Genomic DNA, 17,128 nt, shown 5'->3' with positions numbered 1-17,128 from the left:
ACGTTGATTGAAAAGGGCCGCCGGTGCTACCGGCGGCCTTCTTCGTCCGATGTTCAATTGACCGGCCCGTGCCCGCCGAAGTCTTCCATCGTCGGATCGCTCGGCTGCACACCGGCGGCGCGGTTGACCATCACCGTTACCAGCCAGAGCACGACACCGACGCCGATCAGGATGCCGGCGATCTTGTATTGGACCGGGTCGCGGCCGGTCCAGGGGCCGGCAAAGAAGGCGCAGAAGAGCGCGCCGAGGACCGGCAGCAGCGTCGGAGTGCGAAAGTGGTCGTGCTCGACCGTGTCCTTGCGCAGCACCAGCACGGCGATGTTGACGACAGTGAAGACGCAGAGCAGCAGCAGCGCCGTCGTGCCGCCGAGCGCCGGCACTTCGCCGACAAAGGTGATCAGCGCGAAGGCGAGCAGTGTGGTGAAGCCGATCGCGATATAGGGCGTGCGCCTTGTCGCATGCACCTTGCCGAGGGCCGGCGGCAACACGCGCTCACGGCTCATGCCATAGACCAGCCGGCTCGCCATCAGCATGTTGATCAGGGCGCTGTTGGCGACCGCGAACATGGTGATGAAGCCGAAGATCCAGATCGGGAAGTTCGGCGCGCCGGCTGCGACGACCTTGAGCAATGGCGTCTCGCCCTCGCCAAGCTGCTCGGGTGCGACCAGTGTGATCGCCGAGATCGAGACCAGCACGTAGATCACGCCGGTGATGACGAGGCCGGCAAGCAGGATCTTCGGGAAGATCCGTGTCGGGTCCTTTGTCTCCTCGGCCATGTTCACCGAGTCCTCGAAGCCGACCATGGCGAAGAAGGCGAGGGTGGTCGCCGCGATCACCGGCCAGAACATGCCGCCGTCCCCTGCCGGCTTGAACTGCGTGATCCGCGAGACGTCGCCCTGGCCCGCAGCGATCGCCCACAGGCCGACGAAGATCACGATCAGCAGGCCGGTCAGCTCGACACAGGTCAGCACGACATTGGCCTTCACGCTCTCGCCCACGCCGCGGAAGTTCACCGCCGCCACGACCGCCATGAAGGCCAGGCCGATGAGGGTGATGCCGATCCCGCCAGTGAGGTTCAGCCCGAAAGCCTGGGACATATTGGCGGCGAAGGCGCGCGAGGCCGTCGAAGCCGAGGTTATCCCTGAGCACATCACAGCGAAGGCGACGATGAAGGTGATGAAATGAACGCCGAAGGCCTTGTGCGCATAAAGCGCGGCGCCGGCGGCGCGTGGATATTTGGTGACCAGTTCGAGATAGCTGAAGGCCGTTATCATCGCGACGACGAACGCGACGAGGAAGGGCAGCCAGACCACGCCGCCGACCTGCTTCGCCACCTGGCCGGTGAGCGCATAGATGCCGGTGCCGAGAATGTCGCCGACGATGAAGAGCAGCAGCAGCCAAGGCCCCATTACGCGATGGAGACTGGGCTCGGCGGCGTCGGCTTGCGGTAATGCGGAAGAGGATAGCGTAGCGTCGCTCATAGGTCGTTCTCGCTCGACAGGCCGCAGGCCCGGTAACGAGAAGAACACAGTCGCGCCATATTTGTTCACGCGCAGCCGAGGCGTACGGCCCCGGCTGCGGCTGGCAGGTCAGTCCTCTGCCGCCTTGAACTTGTTCAGCCCGTTCATCACGAAGGGCGCGACGAGGGCGATGAAGGCGATGCCGAGCAGGGTGGCCGAGATCGGGTTCTCCAGCAGGATCATCGGATCGCCCAGGCTGATCTGCAGGGCGCGGCGCAATTGCTGTTCCGCCATCGGCCCGAGGATCAGCCCGACCACCATCGGCGCGACCGGATAGTCGTAGCGCCGCATCAGGTAGCCGAGATAACCGAAGGCGAAGAGCATCATGAGCTCGACCGGCGAGCCGTTGACCGCGAGCGTGCCCATGGTCGCGAAGACCAGGATGCCGGCATAGAGCCAGGGCTGCGGCACGGCGAGCAGCTTCACCCACAGCCCGATCAGCGGCAGGTTCAGGATCACCAGCAGGACGTTGGCGACGAAGAGCGAGGCGATCAGGCCCCAGACCAGGTCGGGCTTCTCGGCGAAGAGCAGCGGGCCGGGGTTGAGCCCGTATTGCTGGAAGCCGGCGAGCATGATCGCGGCGGTCGCCGAGGTCGGCAGGCCGAGGGTCAGGAGCGGCACCAGCGTGCCGGCGGCCGAGGCGTTGTTGGCGGCCTCGGGACCGGCGACGCCCTCGATCGCGCCCTTGCCGAACTCCTCCGGGTATTTGCACAGCCTCTTCTCGGTCGAATAGCTGAGGAAGGTCGGCACCTCGGCGCCGCCGGCCGGCAGCGCGCCGATCGGGAAGCCGAAGGCGGTGCCGCGCAGCCAGGGCGCCCAGGAGCGCTTCCAGTCCTCCTTGCTCATCCAGAGCGACCCCTTGATCGGGATGATCTCCTCAGGCTCGCGGAGGCGCTTGGAGGCGACGTAGAAGGCTTCGCCGACCGCGAACAGGCCGACGGCGAGCGTCGTCACCTCGATGCCGTTGAGCAGCTCCGGCACGCCGAAGGTCAGGCGCGCCTGGCCGGTCAGCTTGTCGATGCCGACCAGGCCGAGCGTGATGCCGAGGAACAGGCTGGTCAGGCCGCGCAAGGGCGAGTCGCCGAAGGTCGCCGATACCGTGACGAAGGCGACGATCATCAGCGCGAAATAGTCCCACGGCCCGAATTTGACCGCGACCTCGACCAGCCAGGGCGCCAGGAACGCGAGGCCGATCGTGGCGATCAGGCCGGCGACGAAGGAGCCGATCGCCGACGTTGCGAGCGCCGGACCGCCGCGGCCGGCCTTCGCCATCTTCGAGCCTTCGAGCGCGGTCGCGAGCGAGGCGCTCTCGCCCGGGGCGTTGAGCAGGATCGCCGTGGTCGAGCCGCCATACATGCCGCCATAATAGATGCCGGCGAACATGATCAGCGAGCCGGCGGGGTCGAGCTTGAAGGTGACCGGCAGCAGCAGCGCGACAGTCAGCGCCGGGCCAATGCCGGGGAGCACGCCGACGGCGGTGCCGAGGAAGACGCCGACCAGGCAGAACAGCAGCTTCGAGGGCGCGAGAGCGACGGAAAAGCCGTTCAGCAGGGAGAGGAGAGTGTCCATGATTGACCCGCCTTCGGCGTCAGAGGAAGAGCTGCTCGAACGGCCCTGACGGCAGGATCAGCGTCAGGAGCTTGGCGAAGACCAGGAAGATGATCAGTCCGAGCACGAAGCCGATGGCCGCATCGACGAGGAAGGCGCGGCGGCCGAAGCCGCGGGCGGTGCAGGCGAAGATCAGCGTGGTCGCCAGCACGAAGCCGCCGCCGAGGCCGATCGAGGCGATCAGGCCGACAAGGCCCGCCGCGATCCAGAGCAGGGCGCTCTTGTCGGCGGCCTCAGGCTTGGGCAGGCCCTCCCGGAAGGCGACGAACAGATGCGCCAGACCGAGAAGCACGAGCCCTCCGCAGATCACATAAGGCATCGCCGTCGGCCCAAGGCCGTAATTCGAGGTGATCGTCTGGGTCGAGGCGTCATGGCCGACGATCGCCGCGACGGCGAGCAGCAGCACGCCGACCAGGAGGGCCGGTTTGTCCGGTCGGTGCGCGAGAGGCTCCTGGCTCATCGGATGATCCGTCGTTGCCCGGCATGTCCGGAGCCGGGGAGGGCGAGTGGTAACGAGAGGAAAAAAGGGGGCCGGTCTCCCGGCCCCGCACTCAGCTGTGCCGTGGCAGGCTCACTTGACCAGGCCGACCTCGGTCATGACCTTGGAGACGCGGGCGATCTCTTCCTTCAGGAAGCTGTCGAACGCCGGGCCGGCGAGATAGGCGTCGTCCCAGCCGCGGGCCTTGAGAATGTCCTGCCACTCCTTCGACTTGACCATCTTCTCGGTCGCGTCGATCAGCGCCTTGGTCTGGTCGGCCGACAGGCCCGGAGGGGCGACGACCGAGCGCCAGTTCAGCAGCTCGAGATCGATGCCCTGCTCCTTCAGCGTCGGCGCGTCCGGCGCATTGTCGAGGCGCTTGGCCGAGGAGACGGCGAGCACGCGCAGCTTGCCGGCCTTGATCTGGCCTTCGAACTCGCCATAGCCGGAGACGCCGGCGGTGACGCGCCCGCCGAGCATTGCGGCCAGCGCCTCGCCGCCGCCCGAGAACGGGATGTAGTTGATCTTCTTGGCGTCGGCACCGACAGCCTGGGCGAACAGAGCCGCCAGGATGTGGTCGGTGCCGCCGGCCGAGCCGCCGGCCCAGGTCACCTTGGCCGGGTCGGCCTTGAGGCGCTCGGCGAGGTCCTTCGCCGACTTCAGCGGGGAATCGGTCGGAACGACGATGACCTCTGCTTCGGCGGTCAGGCGCGCGATCGGTGTCACCTGGGTCAGGTTCACCGGCGACTTGTTGAGCAGGATGGCGCCGACCATGACGAAGCCGTTGACCATCAGCTGGTGGCCGTCGCCCTTGGCGCCGATGAGCTGGGCGAGGCCGATCGTGCCGCCGGCGCCGGTGACGTTGTTGACCTGGACGCTCTTGGAGATGCCTGCAGCCATCAGCGCCTGCTGCATCGAGCGCGCCGTGCCGTCCCAGCCGCCGCCGGGCGCGGCCGGAGCCATGATCTTCAGTTCCATCTGCGCGAAGGCGGCCGTGGTGAGGCCGGCGAGGGCGACGGCGGCCACGGCCCCGCGCTTGAAGAAGGACGTGAGCATTGTTACCTCCCGAGTGGCGTGTTTGGCACGCCGATTGTCGACGCTCGCCCTGTGGCACCGCATCGGACCACGGATCAATTGCGCCTGATTGCATAATCACAAGTCAAGATGTTTCGCTTCCGGGGCGTGTGCACGCAGGAAAATTCGACGAGAGGCAGCTGGTGAGATCGCCTAAGGTCGTAGGTCCTGGTGGGGCTGGACCAGCTCGGGACGGGTTCGGACGATCTCGTTCGGAGCATGTCCGGCTGCCCTTCTGCCTCTAGGCGACACTTCCCGCATCGCGTAAGCCGCAGCGCATGAGTCAGATCTTTCCGCCAGCCAGCTCGACTGCCTCGAATGCTCTGCGCGATGCTCCGTCGGCACGGGCGAGCGAGCCCGCGGCGGTTCGGGCCCTTCGTATCGCCGGTGTGGTCTGCCTGGTCTTGCTGCCGCTCGCCATGTGGCTGGCGAACCGCTCGGCTCCGCTGATGCTGGGCCTTGCCGCCGCGGCCTTCCTGGGGGCGGGACTGCTGGCCGAGCCGGCCGCGGCGAGCATCGCCCGCCTGCGCGCCCTGTTGGCCACGCCTGTGGCACTGGCGATCGCCGCATTCCTTGCCTGGGCGCTGGTTTCGATCGGCTGGAGCAACAAGGCCTCCGTTTCCCTGCAGGCCTGGGCGGAATTGATCCTGCCGATCGTATTCGCGCTGGCGATTGCGACCTCCGGGCAATGGCGGCCGACGCCGCAGTTCCTGCGCGCGCTCGCCCTGATGATCCTCGCTGCGGCCATCCTTTCGATGATCGAGCTCGCCTCGGGCCTCTCGCAGCGTGCCGCGCTGGGCACCGGCAAGATGATGGCCTTCGTCTTCAATCGTCCGGCGATCACCTGCTTCCTCCTCGCAGTGCCGACGGTCTACGCGCTCTGGTCGCGACCGGGCGCTCATTGGGCTGACCGGCTGCTGGCCGTGCTGCTCATGCTTGTGGTCGCCATCTTCGCCGTTCGTTCAGAAAGCGCCTCGGTGCGGCTCGGCCTCGCGGTGCTGGTGCTGTGCTGGGCTTGCGCCGCGCTCGCCCCGCGCCTTGCGTTGACGGCGGTGGCGCTCGCCTTCGTTACCACCATGGCGCTCGCTCCCGTGCTGGGCGTGACGGCGCAGCGCTGGCTGCCTTCCATGATCCTCGATCGCTTCAATAGCATGACCGGACAGGCGCGCATCGACATCTGGCAGAGCTTCGGCGAGGTCGTCTGGGTCCGCCCGGTTGCCGGCACCGGCTTCGGTACGTCCGCCGTTATGCGTGAGCACCCCGTCGCGGCTGAAGTTCCCGCTGCGGAGCGGGAGCTGCTGGGTGTCGGCCATCCGCACGATATGCCGCTGCAGGCCTGGGCCGAAACCGGCGTGATCGGGGCGGGGGTGCTGACGCTCGCCGGGCTGCTGCTGCTCGCGCGACTGCGGCGCCTGCCGCCGGCCGAGCTGGCGCCACGCTTGGCCCTGTTCACGGCGGCTTTCTCGATCGCCGTTGTCGGGCATGGCGCCTGGCAGGGCTGGTGGATCGCCGCGCTCGGCGCTGCCATTCTCTGGTTTGGGACAGTTGCCGCCTCGCGGCGGGGGGATGATCATGGCTGAGTTCGACGTCGACCTCTTCGTCATCGGAGCCGGTTCGGGTGGCACGCGCGCCGCCCGCATCGCCGCAGGCCATGGCGCCCGCGTGATGATCGCCGAAGAGGATCGCATCGGCGGCACCTGCGTCATCCGCGGCTGCGTGCCCAAGAAGCTCTTCGTCTACGCCAGTCGCTTCGCCGACGAGTTCGAGGATGCAGCCGGCTTCGGCTGGAGCGTCGGCAAGCCTGAGTTCGACTGGCCGACCCTGCGCGATGCCGTCGCCGGAGAGGTGACGCGGCTCTCCGGCCTCTATCGCAAGGGCCTGGACGGCGCCGGCGTCGAAATCCGCGAGGAGCGTGCCGTCGTCACCGCGCCGCACGAGGTCAGGCTGCTAAAGAGCGGTCAGACGATCCGGGCCCGCCACATCCTGGTCGCGACTGGCGGCCATCCCGCCTTCGATCCGCCGATCCCGGGCGGCGAGCTCGGCATCTCCTCGAACGAGATCTTCCATCTGCCGAGCCTGCCCGGGCGCATGCTGGTCATCGGCGGCGGCTATATCGCGCTCGAATTCGCCAGCATCTTCGCCCGGCTCGGCGTCGCCGTCACGCTGCTGCATCGCGGCGACAATGTCCTGCGCGGCTTCGACGAGGATCTGCGCACTCGCCTGCGCGATGCGCTCGGCCATGCCGGCATCGCCTTGCGCCTCGGCTGCACGGTAAACCGCATCGAATTGCTGCCGGATGGCACGCGCCGGGCCCATTGCGCCCATGGCGCACCGATCGATGCCGATGTCGTGCTGGTCGCGACCGGCCGCCGCCCGAACACGGCTGGGCTTGGCCTCGAAGCCGCCGGCGTCAAGCTCGGCCCGATCGGCCAGGTCCTGGTCGATGCCGGCTCGCTCTCCAATGTCCCGTCGATCGCGGCTGTGGGCGACGTCACCGATCGCGTCAACCTGACCCCGGTGGCGATCCGCGAGGGCCATGCCTTCGCCGACTCGACCTTTGGCGGCAAGCCGTGGACGGTCGATCACGCCCTCGTCGCCTCCGCCGTGTTCACGACGCCGGAGCTCGGCAGCGTCGGCCTCACCGAGCAGCAGGCGCTGGCGACAGGCCGCGAGCTGCGCATCTTCGAGACCGGCTTCCGGCCGATGAAGGCGACCATCTCCGGCCGCGACGAGCGCATCTACATGAAGCTGGTCGTCGACGCGGAGACCGACAAGGTGCTCGGCGTCCACATCCTCGGCCACGATGCCGGCGAGATCATCCAGTCGGTGGCGATCGCCGTCACCATGGGCGCGACCAAGGCCGATTTCGACCGCACCGTCGCGTTGCACCCGAGCGCGGCCGAAGAACTCGTCACCATGCGCACGCCGCGCAAGAGCGCTCTCTGACGGGCATCAGCCGCCGCGATCGGAGCGGCGGCTGTCATAAATCAGGCTTGCGTCACTGAGCCCGATGTCGCGCGCCATATGGGTGCTGAGGCCCTCCTGTTCGAGGCGGTCGTCGAGTGCGACCACGCGATTGCGCTGGAACTGGCGAATGCGCGCGAGAACCGCATGTAGCGCTGGCATAAGGCTGACATATCCATTACTTCTGCTGACTTCGGCCGACATGACGCGGCTCCCGAGGTGGATGTCGATTGTGCCAAGGGATGCTCTCGATCGGCCTCGCGGACAAACTGGATTCGACGCGACATACATAAGGTCAGCTGATGAATGATCTGGCGACGGGCCTGCCGCCGCTCAGCGCGATCCGCGCTTTCGAGGCGGCGGCGCGCCATGGCAGCTTCACCCGCGCCGCGGCCGAGCTCGGCATGACGCAGGCTGCGGTGAGCTATCAGATCAAGCTGCTGGAGGAGCGGCTCGGCCTGCCGCTGTTCCAGCGCCAGGCGCGACGCGTCGTCTTGACCGAGGCGGGCGAGCGCCTTGCGTCGTCGGTGATGGATTCCTTTGACGGCCTGCGCGCGGCCTTTGCCGCGGTCACGCAGACGGCGGAAGGCGTGCTCTCGATCCAGGCGCTGCCGACCATCGCGTCGAATTGGCTGGTGCCGCGCCTAGGCCTGTTCCAATGCGCCAATCCGGGGCTGGCGGTGCGGATGACCACGAAGGTCGGACCCAGTGACCCGCAGGCCGACGACTGCGACGTGGCCATCCGGCGCGGCAGCGGCCAATGGCCGGGGCTAGAGGCGCACTGGGTGATGAAGAGCGAGTTCACGCCGCTGTGCGGGCCGAATCTGTTCCGCGATCTTGGCCGGCCTCCGCAACCCTCGGACCTCTTGCACGTGAAGCGCATCGGCAAGGCCGAGGCCTGGGATCGCTGGTTCGCTGCCGCCGGGGTCAATTCCGAGGCGACGCCGGTGGAGGCGGGCTTCGACCTCGCCGTACAGCAGCTTGAAGTCACGGCCGCGCTCGCCGGCAATGGCGCGGCCATGTGCTCGCCGATCTTCTTCCGGCGCGAGCTTTGCGAAGGGCTGCTGGTCCAGCCCTTCGACCTGATGCTTCCCGGCGGCTACGATTACTGGCTGACCTACCCGGCAAGGCGCCGGACAGCGCGCAAGATCAGCCTGTTCCGCGACTGGCTGCTGGAGCAGGCGCGCGAGCCCGCGCCTATTTCGTCAGCCCCTTCTTCGCCAGCCAGTCCTGGATCAGCTGCGCGACAGCCAGATTATTCTTGTCCATCATGAGCATGTGCGAGTTGCCCGTAATGCCGACGGCGGGCAGGTTGACGACATCGACCGAGCCACCGGCCGCGGTGATCTTGTCGCCGAAATCGGTCGCGGTCTTGCGGATGGTCGGCCAGCGCGCGTCCTGCTCGATATAGTCGCCGAAGACCATCAGCACCGGGATGTCCTTCAGCGCCGCCGCCTTGGCCGGATCGCCGATGCCGGCAGGCTCGACCGCGATCAGCGCCTTGACCTTGTCGGGCCGTGCCTGCGCCACCTTGAAGCCGAACTGGCCGGACTGGCTGTGGAACGAGATGACGCAGGGGCAGACCTTGTCGACCTCGGCGATATAGGCGTCGATGATCATCTGGTCGGTCGAGGTCCAGCGCGGCACAATCTGCTTGACGAAATTGTCGTAGCCCTCGGCCGGGAACTGGCTGCCGGCCAAGTATTTGCGCTTGGCCGGGTCGGCGTCGTAGCCGCCGCCTGCGCCGATGCGGAAGCGCTCGAACGGGTTCGCCGTGGTCAGGAACAGAGGCTCGCCGGGGATGACGTCGGGGTACATCGCCCAGCTCGAGCGTCCGCGCTCGACCGCGTCGGAATTGTAGACCGACCAGCCCTTGCGCAGGAAGAATTCGAGCCAGCCCTGACGGCCGTCCGGCGTCGTCTCGTAATTGACGCCGGTCATGCCGCCGCCATGCCAAAGCAGGAGCGGGACGGAGCCCTTCTCGTTCTGCGGCAGGAAGTACTGCACATACATCTGCCCGGTCTGGTAGGTGCCATTCGGGTCGACGCGGGCGGGCGTGCCGCCGGGCGTGAACACCACGTCCTTGACCGGCCGGCCCGAGATCTCGACCAGCTTGCCGCCGACATGGAAGGAGCCCATGCCGCGCAGCGTGATCGGCTCCTGCGCCTGCTGGGCCTGCGCTGCACCGAGGCCGCAGGCCAGGCCGAAAGCGGCCGCCAGAATGTGACGTCTCATGGTTCCTCCCATCGCCGCGACCGGCGTTGTTGATTGCACGGCCATCTTCGGACACGCCGCGCGAGGCAGACAATGGCCTTTGCCGCCGGGTGTGAAATGCAAATGCCGGGGAGATTGATGCAGGCGGCGCATCAAAGGCTGCCGCTTCGCATGATTCAAAATCTGAGCCGGCTGAATCGCTGGTGCAGGGTTTTGAATCGGCGTCTTAACGCCTGGAATCCGTTTGACAGCCGACCATGCCAAGCGCTTGACGGGATTCGTGCTTTCGGGCCGCGGCCTCTCGTCCTTGCCGTAACGGTGGCCAGAGGCAGCTTGCGGGTGTATAGGCCGCCGTTCGCGCCAAGATGAGGTTAACGCAGGCGCGATGCGTGAAATCAGGAGCAAGACCCATGTCCGAGCGGTGGACGCCCGAGAGCTGGAGGGCAAAGCCCGTCCAGCAGATGCCGGAATATCCGGATCAGGCAGCCTTGAAGGCAGTCGAGCAGCAGCTCGCCGGCTTTCCGCCGCTGGTTTTTGCGGGCGAGGCGCGCAAGCTCAAGCGGGCGTTGAGCAAGGTCGCGGCCGGCGAAGCCTTCCTGCTTCAGGGCGGCGATTGCGCTGAGAGTTTCGCCGAGCATTCGGCCGACAACATCCGTGATTTCTTCCGGCTTTTCCTGCAGATGGCGGTGGTGCTGACCTTCGCCGGTGGCTCGCCGGTGGTGAAAGTCGGCCGCATCGCCGGCCAGTTCGCCAAGCCGCGCTCGGCCCCGAACGAGAAGATCGGCGATGTCGAACTGCCGAGCTACAAGGGCGACATCATCAACGACAACGAGTTCACGGCGGAGTCACGGATTCCCGACCCGCGCCGGCAGATCGAGGCTTACCGGCAGTCGGCGGCGACGCTCAACCTGATCCGCGCCTTCGCCACCGGCGGCTACGCCAATCTCGACAACGCCCATCGCTGGATGCTCGGCTTCGTCAAGGACAGCCCGCAGTCGCATCGCTACCAGGAGCTGGGCGACCGCATCACCGAGTCGCTCGACTTCATGCGCGCCATCGGCGTCGATCCCGAGACGCATCCCGAGATGCGCACGACGGATTTCTACACCAGCCACGAGGCGCTGCTGCTCGGCTACGAGCAGGCGCTGACCCGCGTCGACTCGACCACCGGCGACTGGTACGCCACCTCCGGCCACATGGTCTGGATCGGTGACCGCACCCGCCAGCTCGACCACGCCCATGTCGAATACTTCCGCGGCATCAAGAACCCGATCGGCCTGAAATGCGGCCCGTCGCTCAAGCCGGACGAGCTGCTCAAGCTGATCGACGCGCTCGATCCGCAGAACCAGGCCGGCCGCCTCGTCCTGATCGGCCGCTTCGGCGCCGACAAGGTCTTCGACCACCTGCCGGCTCTGGTGCGCGCCACCAAGCGGGAAGGGCGCAACGTCGTCTGGTCCTGCGATCCGATGCACGGCAACACGGTCAAGGCGGCGAGCGGCTACAAGACCCGGCCGTTCGACCTGATCCTGACCGAGGTGAAGAACTTTTTCGCCGTCCATCAGGCTGAAGGCACGCATGCCGGCGGCCTGCATCTCGAGATGACCGGCAAGAACGTCACCGAATGCACCGGCGGCGCCCGCGGCATGACCGACGCCGATCTCAACGACCGCTACCACACGGTCTGCGATCCGCGCCTCAATGCCGAGCAGGCGCTGGAGCTCGCCTTCCTCGTCGCCGAGCTGGTCAAGCGCGAGCGCGCCGGCCGGGCCCGGCCCGAGGTCGAAGCGGCCGAGTGATCCCGGCAGCACCGCCAAAGAAACAGGGCCGCAGCAGCGCTGCGGCCCTTGTCATGTGGAGGATCGCGGCCGTCAGAACTTCAGCGCGGCGGCGATGCGGCCGGTGTTGACCGTCGTCGTCGTGCCCTCGACCTCGGCGAAGCGGACGATCTGGTACTCGGCCCGCAGGAACAGATTGTCGGTCAGGGCCCAGTCGACGCCGACGCCGCCGGACAGGCCGAAGGCGTAGGTGTTCTTGCGGATGCTCCCGACGCGCAGCGGATAACCGTCGGCGCGATTGCGGGTTTCATTGGCTTGGTTGGCATTGTTGACGATCAGGATATCTGCGTCGATCGTCGAGGTCGTGTTGAAACGGCCGAGCGCCGCGCCGATCGTCGCGAAAGGCATGATCCGGCCATAGGCCCAGCCCATGCGCAGGCGCAGCGTGGCATAGTCGTTGAGCTTGGCCGCCTGGTCGGTCGCCATCGCCCAATCATAGACGCGGCCGCTCGACATGGTGCTGCGCCGGGAGATGTAGTCGGTCACCCGGTATTCGTGTCCCGAGCGGGTGTAGTCCGCCTCGAGGCCGAGGACGACATCGTCGAAGAGATAATTGTAGCCGGCGATGCCGAAGAACTGCGTGCCGCTGTCGCGCTTGTCCGGCAGGTCGTTGATGAACGAGCCCATGTCGCGTTCGGCGACGAGATCGGTGTTGCGGAAGGCGGAATTCGCCAGGGCGCGCAGGCCTTCGCCCGGCTTGAACTTGGTCTCGCTCACGCCCGCGCCGCCGCCGAAATAGAAGCCGGACCAGTCGAAGCGGCCTCCGCCGAACATCGGCGGTGCTTCCACTGGCTGCTCGATCTGCGAGCCCCTGAGATAGTCGGCGCCCAGCGCCGCCTGCGGCAGCGCCAGCGTGCAGGCCATCGCGACGACGGGGGCGAGGGCGGCGATTGATGCAGCACGCATCGCGTGTCTCTCCGAGCAGCGGCCGAAGCAGCAGTTGCAACGGCCCGGAGACGATTCATGCGCGGTTAACCCTAATGTCGGGTTAATGCGACTGCCGATCCCGCCGGCTTCTGAAGAGATCGCCCGCGTCGAAGGCCGGGCAGGGCAGCCGTAGGAGCACGGATGATCCGGCATATCGTTTTCTTCACGGTCAAGCACGCCGAGGATCTCGACAGGACCAGGCGCCTGCTGAACCGGCTGGGCGAAATCCCGCATGCGCTCGCCTTCGAGGTCGCTGCCAACGCCATGATCGATCCGATCGGCGATGCCGCCGACATCGTCGTCTACGGCGAGTTCGCCGACGAGGCCGCGCTCGCGGCCTGGAGGGCGCATCCGACATAGGACGAGACGACGCGAGCCGTGCACCCCTTGCGCGAACGGCGCTGGTCCGCCGATTTCCGCTCGGCGCTGAGCTGACCCGACCTTGCGAAAACGCAGGGGCGGGCAGGACGCCGGCCCGTTGCTGGCGCGCGGACCGCAAGCTACATCCAGAGCATGACCGCGACCTCTCTCCGCCTGGCGCTCGCCCAGCTCAACCCGATCGTCGGCGACGTCGCCGGCAACGCCGCCAAGGTGCGCGCCGCCCGCCGCGAGGCGGCCGCCGGCGGCGCCGAGCTCGTGATGTTCCCGGAGCTCTTCCTCTCGGCCTATCCACCGGAGGACCTGGTGCTGAAGCCGGCCTTCCAGGACGCCTGCCGCAAGGCCTGCGAAGACCTCGCCCGCGAGACTGCCGATGGCGGCCCGGCCGTGCTCGTCGGACTGCCCTGGCTCGAGGACGGCAAGCTCTACAACGCCTATGCGCTGCTCGACGGCGGCCTGATCCAGTCGGTGCGCTTCAAGGTCGACCTGCCCAATTACGGCGTCTTCGACGAGAAGCGCGTGTTCGAGCCGGGGCCGCTGCCCGGCCCGGTCGTCTTCCGCAACCATGTCCGCCTGGGCATTCCGATCTGCGAGGACATCTGGGACGAGGAGGTCGTCGAGTGTATCGCCGAGACCGGCGGCGAGATCCTGCTGGTCCCGAACGGCTCGCCCTTCCGCCGCGGCGTCATCGAGGAGCGGCTCAACGTCGCCGTCGCCCGCGTCGTCGAGAGCGGCCTGCCCATGGTCTATCTCAACCAGCTCGGCGGCCAGGACGAGCTCGTCTTCGAGGGCGCCTCCTTCGTCCTCAATGCCGACCGCAGCTTCGCGCATCAGTTGCCGGCCTTCCGCGAGGCTGTTCGCATCACGGATTGGGAGCGCGGGCCTGATGGCTGGCGCTGCCTGCCGGGCGAGGTCGCCCCGGTGGAGAGCGGCGACGAGGCCGACTACGCCGCCTGCGTGCTGGGCTTGCGCGACTATGTCGAGAAGAACCGCTTTCCTGGCGTCGTGCTCGGCCTCTCCGGCGGCATCGACTCCGCCATCTGCGCCGCCATGGCGGTCGATGCGCTGGGCGCGGAGCGCGTGCGCTGCGTGATGATGCCCTATCGCTTCACCTCGCAGGAGAGCCTCGACGACGCAAAAGCCTGTGCCGACGCGCTCGGCGTGCGCTACGAGATCGTGCCGATCGCCGAGCCCGTCGAGGGCTTCGAGGCGGCGCTGGCCGAGCTCTTCGCCGGCACCAATCGCGGCATCACCGAGGAGAACCTGCAGAGCCGGGTGCGCGGCACGCTGCTGATGTCGATCTCGAACAAGTTCGGGCCAATGGTGGTGACGACCGGCAACAAGTCGGAGATGTCCTGCGGCTACGCCACGCTCTATGGCGACATGAACGGCGGCTACAACCCGATCAAGGACCTCTACAAGACCGAGGTCTTCAGGCTGAGCGCCTTGCGCAATCGCTGGAAGCCGGCGGGCGCGCTCGGGCCGGACGGCGAGGTGATCCCCGAGAACATCATCGTCAAGCCGCCCTCGGCGGAGCTGCGCGAGAACCAGAAGGATCAGGACTCGCTGCCGCCCTATGACGTGCTCGACGACATCCTCGCCTGCCTGATCGAGCACGAGATGCGCCTGTCCGACATCGTCGCCCGCGGTCACGACCTGGAGACGGTGCAGAAGGTCGAGCGCCTGCTCTATCTCGCCGAGTACAAGCGCCGGCAGGCTGCGCCGGGCGTCAAGGTCACCCGCAAGAACTTCGGCCGCGATCGGCGCTATCCGATCGTCAACCGCTTCCGCGATCCTGGCGAGCCGGCGCATGAGCCGGATCGGCAGCTGGTCAAGGGCGTCGGCAAGGCCGGGGCCGAGAGCTTCGATTTCTAGAGCCAGAACCCGCCGATCTGGTTCGCTGTCGGATTGGCGATGCAGGCCGTCATCCGGTCGAGCCAGATGCGCTGGTACTTGGCATTGGCGCCATGCTGGGTGTCGACGTCGTAACGGCGCTGGATCAGCTTGACGCGGCGCTTGATGTGCAGGTCGACGAGGCTGTTGAGCTGCGTGATCAGCCCGCCGATCGTCGGAGCGCGCGCGATGGTGAGCTGGTGCGCCAGCGCGCGGCAGACGACGAAGCCGACATCGTAGTGGAACTGCTCGTGAGCGAGCAGGCCCGGGTCCAGCGTCACGCCGATCCGGACCTGCGCATTCGGCCAGACTTCGATGTCATTGGGCACGCCGAAGGCAAAATCGGTCCCGACCATGCGGGCGCCCTTGTCGAAAATCTCGTATTCGAAGGCGGTGTAGGCGTCCTGCACCGTGCCGTCGGCCGGGTCCATCACCACCGGCACCTGCAGGAAGTCGCCGGCCTTGAGCTTGATCGGCAGGCGCGAGGCACTGACCACCACGTCCGCCGGCGCCGGATTATTGGCCATGTGCAGGACAGTCTTGCCGCCCGGGTCGACCCGCGAATCCGGGCTCGTCATCTTGAGGAAGACTTGCTGGTAGCGCTTGATCGCGCCCCGGGTCAGCGGCCCGCATTTGCCGTCGACCTCAAGCAGATCGATGCCCAGCGCCTTGAAATGCGGGTTGATGCTCGCCTGGATCAGGCGCGTATCCGCAACGGTGTTCTTGCCTCCCAGACCGACTGAAGCCGTGATGCTCATCCTCGCCTCCCAGCGCAGAGATCGACATCCCCGTCGCCATCTAACCTTGCGTCAATCCGAGCGCTTGTCGATCTCCTTCAACCCAGCTTCTGCGATGCCCTTGCCCTCGCGCCGTTCCCGCGCGACAAGCGGCCGGTCATGACCACTCCTTTCGTCCGCACCGCCCCGTCGCCGACCGGCTATCTCCACATCGGCAATGCCCGCTCGCTGATGTTCAACTGGCTGTTCGCCAAGCGGCATGTCGGGCGCTTCCTGCTGCGCTATGACGATACCGACCAGGCGCGCTCGAAGCCGGAGTTCGCTGACGCCATCGCCGAGGACCTTGCCTGGCTCGGCGTCGTTCCCGACGCCAGCGTCAAGCAGTCTGAACGGATCGCGCTCTACGATGGCGCGGCAGACAAGCTGCGCGCCGCTGGCCGCCTCTACCCCTGCTATGAGAGCGCCGACGAGCTGGACCGCAAGCGCAAGCGCCAGCTCGCCCGCGGTCTGCCCCCCGTCTACGACCGCGCCGGCCTGAAGCTGACGGCCGAGGAGCGCGCCAGGCTCGAAGCGGAAGGCCGCAAGCCGCATTGGCGCTTCCTGCTCGACTGGGAGGAGGTCGGCTGGGACGACCTCGTCCGCGGCCCCTCGCATGTCGATTGCGCCTCGCTCTCCGATACCGTGCTCGTGCGCGAGGACGGCACCTATCCCTATACGCTGCCCTCGGTCGTCGACGATCTCGACATGGGCATCACCCATGTCATCCGCGGCGAGGACCACGTCACCAACACCGCCGTGCAGATCCAGATCATGCAGGCATTGGGCGGGGCGCTGCCGGCCTTCGGCCATCACAACCTGCTGACCACCGCGAGCGGCGAGGGGCTGTCGAAGCGCCTCGGCCATCTCTCGCTGCGGGGCCTGCGCGAATCCGGCATCGAATCGCTGGCGGTGGCGGCGCTCGCGGTGCTCACAGGCTCGTCGGAGGCGGTTCGGCCGGTGTCGAGCCTCGACGAACTCGCCGGGCTGGTGGATCTCGCCCATGTCTCGCGTGCGCCGGCCAAGTTCGACGAGCACGAGCTGGAGACGCTGTCCGCCCGCACCCTGCACCAGCTCGACTTCGCCACCGTCGAGGAGCGGCTGAAAGATCTCGGCATTCCCGCCAGCGAGCCGTTCTGGCTCGCCGTGCGCGGCAATCTCGCCCGGCTGTCGGACGCCAGGGACTGGTGGACGATCGTCGAGGGGCCGATCGAGACGCAGATTGCCGATCCGTCATTCGCTGCGGCTGCGGCTTCGCTGCTGCCGGCGGAACCGTTCGATCAGGCGACCTGGAAGAGCTGGACGCAGGCCGTAGCAGCTGAGACCGGCGCCAAGGGCAAGGCGCTGTTCATGCCGCTACGCCAGGCGCTGACCGGCCGCGATCATGGCCCCGAGCTGGCGGTGCTGCTGCCGCTGATCGGGCGCGAAAAGGCGCTGAAGCGGCTCGCAGGCGAAGCGGCGTAG

At 67.3% G+C, this 17,128-nt stretch carries 15 protein-coding genes and 1 pseudogene; 8 read left to right on the top strand and 8 right to left on the bottom strand.

Translation table 11 applies throughout. The features are described 5' to 3' along the window. Window positions 1-3 precede the first annotated feature (3 nt). Window positions 4-69 (top strand): annotated as a pseudogene (locus CXY91_RS31335) (hypothetical protein); the annotation flags it as partial. On the opposite strand, the gene CXY91_RS27900 reads toward CXY91_RS31335, so the two are convergent. The 4 genes from CXY91_RS27900 to CXY91_RS27885 form a co-directional block, all read right to left on the bottom strand. Next, the gene (locus CXY91_RS27900) at window positions 54-1,409 is read right to left on the bottom strand and encodes an APC family permease (RefSeq protein WP_199777586.1); all 1,356 of its coding nucleotides are present in this window, start codon (window positions 1,407-1,409) and stop codon (window positions 54-56) included. The pseudogene CXY91_RS31335 and the gene CXY91_RS27900 sit on opposite strands and share 16 nt — an antisense overlap. 180 nt (window positions 1,410-1,589) lie before the next feature. Next, window positions 1,590-3,089 carry a tripartite tricarboxylate transporter permease gene (locus CXY91_RS27895; RefSeq protein WP_091830759.1) on the bottom strand — a complete coding sequence of 500 codons (1,500 nt, stop codon included), beginning with the start codon at window positions 3,087-3,089 and terminating at the stop codon, window positions 1,590-1,592. Between the two features lie 19 nt (window positions 3,090-3,108). Next, window positions 3,109-3,588: a tripartite tricarboxylate transporter TctB family protein gene (locus CXY91_RS27890; protein ID WP_091830757.1), complete on the bottom strand. Its 480-nt coding sequence runs from the start codon at window positions 3,586-3,588 to the stop codon at window positions 3,109-3,111. Between the two features lie 111 nt (window positions 3,589-3,699). Further along, window positions 3,700-4,662: a Bug family tripartite tricarboxylate transporter substrate binding protein gene (locus CXY91_RS27885; RefSeq protein WP_091830755.1), complete on the bottom strand. Its 963-nt coding sequence runs from the start codon at window positions 4,660-4,662 to the stop codon at window positions 3,700-3,702. Window positions 4,663-4,958: 296 nt separating this feature from the next. On the opposite strand from CXY91_RS27885, the gene CXY91_RS27880 reads away from it, so the two are divergent. Together CXY91_RS27880 and gor are read left to right on the top strand one after the other, a co-directional pair. Further along, complete coding sequence (locus CXY91_RS27880; RefSeq protein WP_100965242.1) at window positions 4,959-6,260, top strand: O-antigen ligase family protein; 1,302 nt, start codon at window positions 4,959-4,961, stop codon at window positions 6,258-6,260. Continuing rightward, the gene (gene gor, locus CXY91_RS27875; RefSeq protein ID WP_100965240.1) at window positions 6,253-7,626 is read left to right on the top strand and encodes a glutathione-disulfide reductase; all 1,374 of its coding nucleotides are present in this window, start codon (window positions 6,253-6,255) and stop codon (window positions 7,624-7,626) included. The genes CXY91_RS27880 and gor overlap by 8 nt, the downstream gene beginning before the upstream one ends. A gap of 6 nt (window positions 7,627-7,632) precedes the next feature. On the opposite strand, the gene CXY91_RS30425 is transcribed toward gor, so the two are convergent. Beyond that, a complete protein-coding gene (locus CXY91_RS30425; RefSeq protein ID WP_158673618.1) occupies window positions 7,633-7,848 on the bottom strand; it encodes a hypothetical protein in 216 nt (71 codons plus the stop codon). Between the two features lie 98 nt (window positions 7,849-7,946). Here CXY91_RS30425 and CXY91_RS27870 point away from each other — a divergent pair, with 98 nt between their 5' ends. After that, window positions 7,947-8,918 carry a LysR family transcriptional regulator gene (locus CXY91_RS27870; RefSeq protein WP_100965238.1) on the top strand — a complete coding sequence of 324 codons (972 nt, stop codon included), beginning with the start codon at window positions 7,947-7,949 and terminating at the stop codon, window positions 8,916-8,918. On the opposite strand, the gene CXY91_RS27865 is transcribed toward CXY91_RS27870, so the two are convergent. Beyond that, window positions 8,842-9,879, bottom strand: coding sequence for an alpha/beta hydrolase (locus CXY91_RS27865; protein ID WP_100965236.1), 1,038 nt, complete (start codon window positions 9,877-9,879; stop codon window positions 8,842-8,844). The two genes, CXY91_RS27870 and CXY91_RS27865, sit on opposite strands and share 77 nt — an antisense overlap. Window positions 9,880-10,268: 389 nt before the next feature. On the opposite strand from CXY91_RS27865, the gene CXY91_RS27860 reads away from it, so the two are divergent. Next, complete coding sequence (locus CXY91_RS27860) at window positions 10,269-11,654, top strand: class II 3-deoxy-7-phosphoheptulonate synthase (protein ID WP_091830738.1); 1,386 nt, start codon at window positions 10,269-10,271, stop codon at window positions 11,652-11,654. A gap of 72 nt (window positions 11,655-11,726) precedes the next feature. Here the strand turns inward: CXY91_RS27860 and CXY91_RS27855 are convergent, their stop codons facing one another. Then, complete coding sequence (locus CXY91_RS27855; RefSeq protein ID WP_158673617.1) at window positions 11,727-12,599, bottom strand: outer membrane protein; 873 nt, start codon at window positions 12,597-12,599, stop codon at window positions 11,727-11,729. A 162-nt stretch (window positions 12,600-12,761) separates the two neighbouring features. Here CXY91_RS27855 and CXY91_RS27850 point away from each other — a divergent pair, with 162 nt between their 5' ends. Next, window positions 12,762-12,980: a Dabb family protein gene (locus CXY91_RS27850; RefSeq protein ID WP_199777585.1), complete on the top strand. Its 219-nt coding sequence runs from the start codon at window positions 12,762-12,764 to the stop codon at window positions 12,978-12,980. A gap of 153 nt (window positions 12,981-13,133) precedes the next feature. Continuing rightward, entirely contained in the window at window positions 13,134-14,873 is a 1,740-nt protein-coding gene (locus CXY91_RS27845; protein ID WP_100965232.1) for an NAD+ synthase, read from the top strand. Here the strand turns inward: CXY91_RS27845 and CXY91_RS27840 are convergent. Next, window positions 14,870-15,649, bottom strand: coding sequence for a peptidoglycan-binding domain-containing protein (locus CXY91_RS27840; RefSeq protein ID WP_100965230.1), 780 nt, complete (start codon window positions 15,647-15,649; stop codon window positions 14,870-14,872). The genes CXY91_RS27845 and CXY91_RS27840 overlap by 4 nt on opposite strands. A gap of 138 nt (window positions 15,650-15,787) precedes the next feature. Between CXY91_RS27840 and gltX the strand changes: the two genes are divergently transcribed. Then, window positions 15,788-17,128, top strand: coding sequence for a glutamate--tRNA ligase (gltX, locus tag CXY91_RS27835; protein ID WP_100965228.1), 1,341 nt, complete (start codon window positions 15,788-15,790; stop codon window positions 17,126-17,128).

Source organism: Allobosea sp. FBZP-16 (assembly GCF_002831785.1).
GTDB classification, from domain to species: domain Bacteria; phylum Pseudomonadota; class Alphaproteobacteria; order Rhizobiales; family Beijerinckiaceae; genus Allobosea; species Allobosea lupini.
Note: the sequence above shows the minus strand (reverse complement) of the source record. Positions and strands in the feature narration are given on the sequence as shown.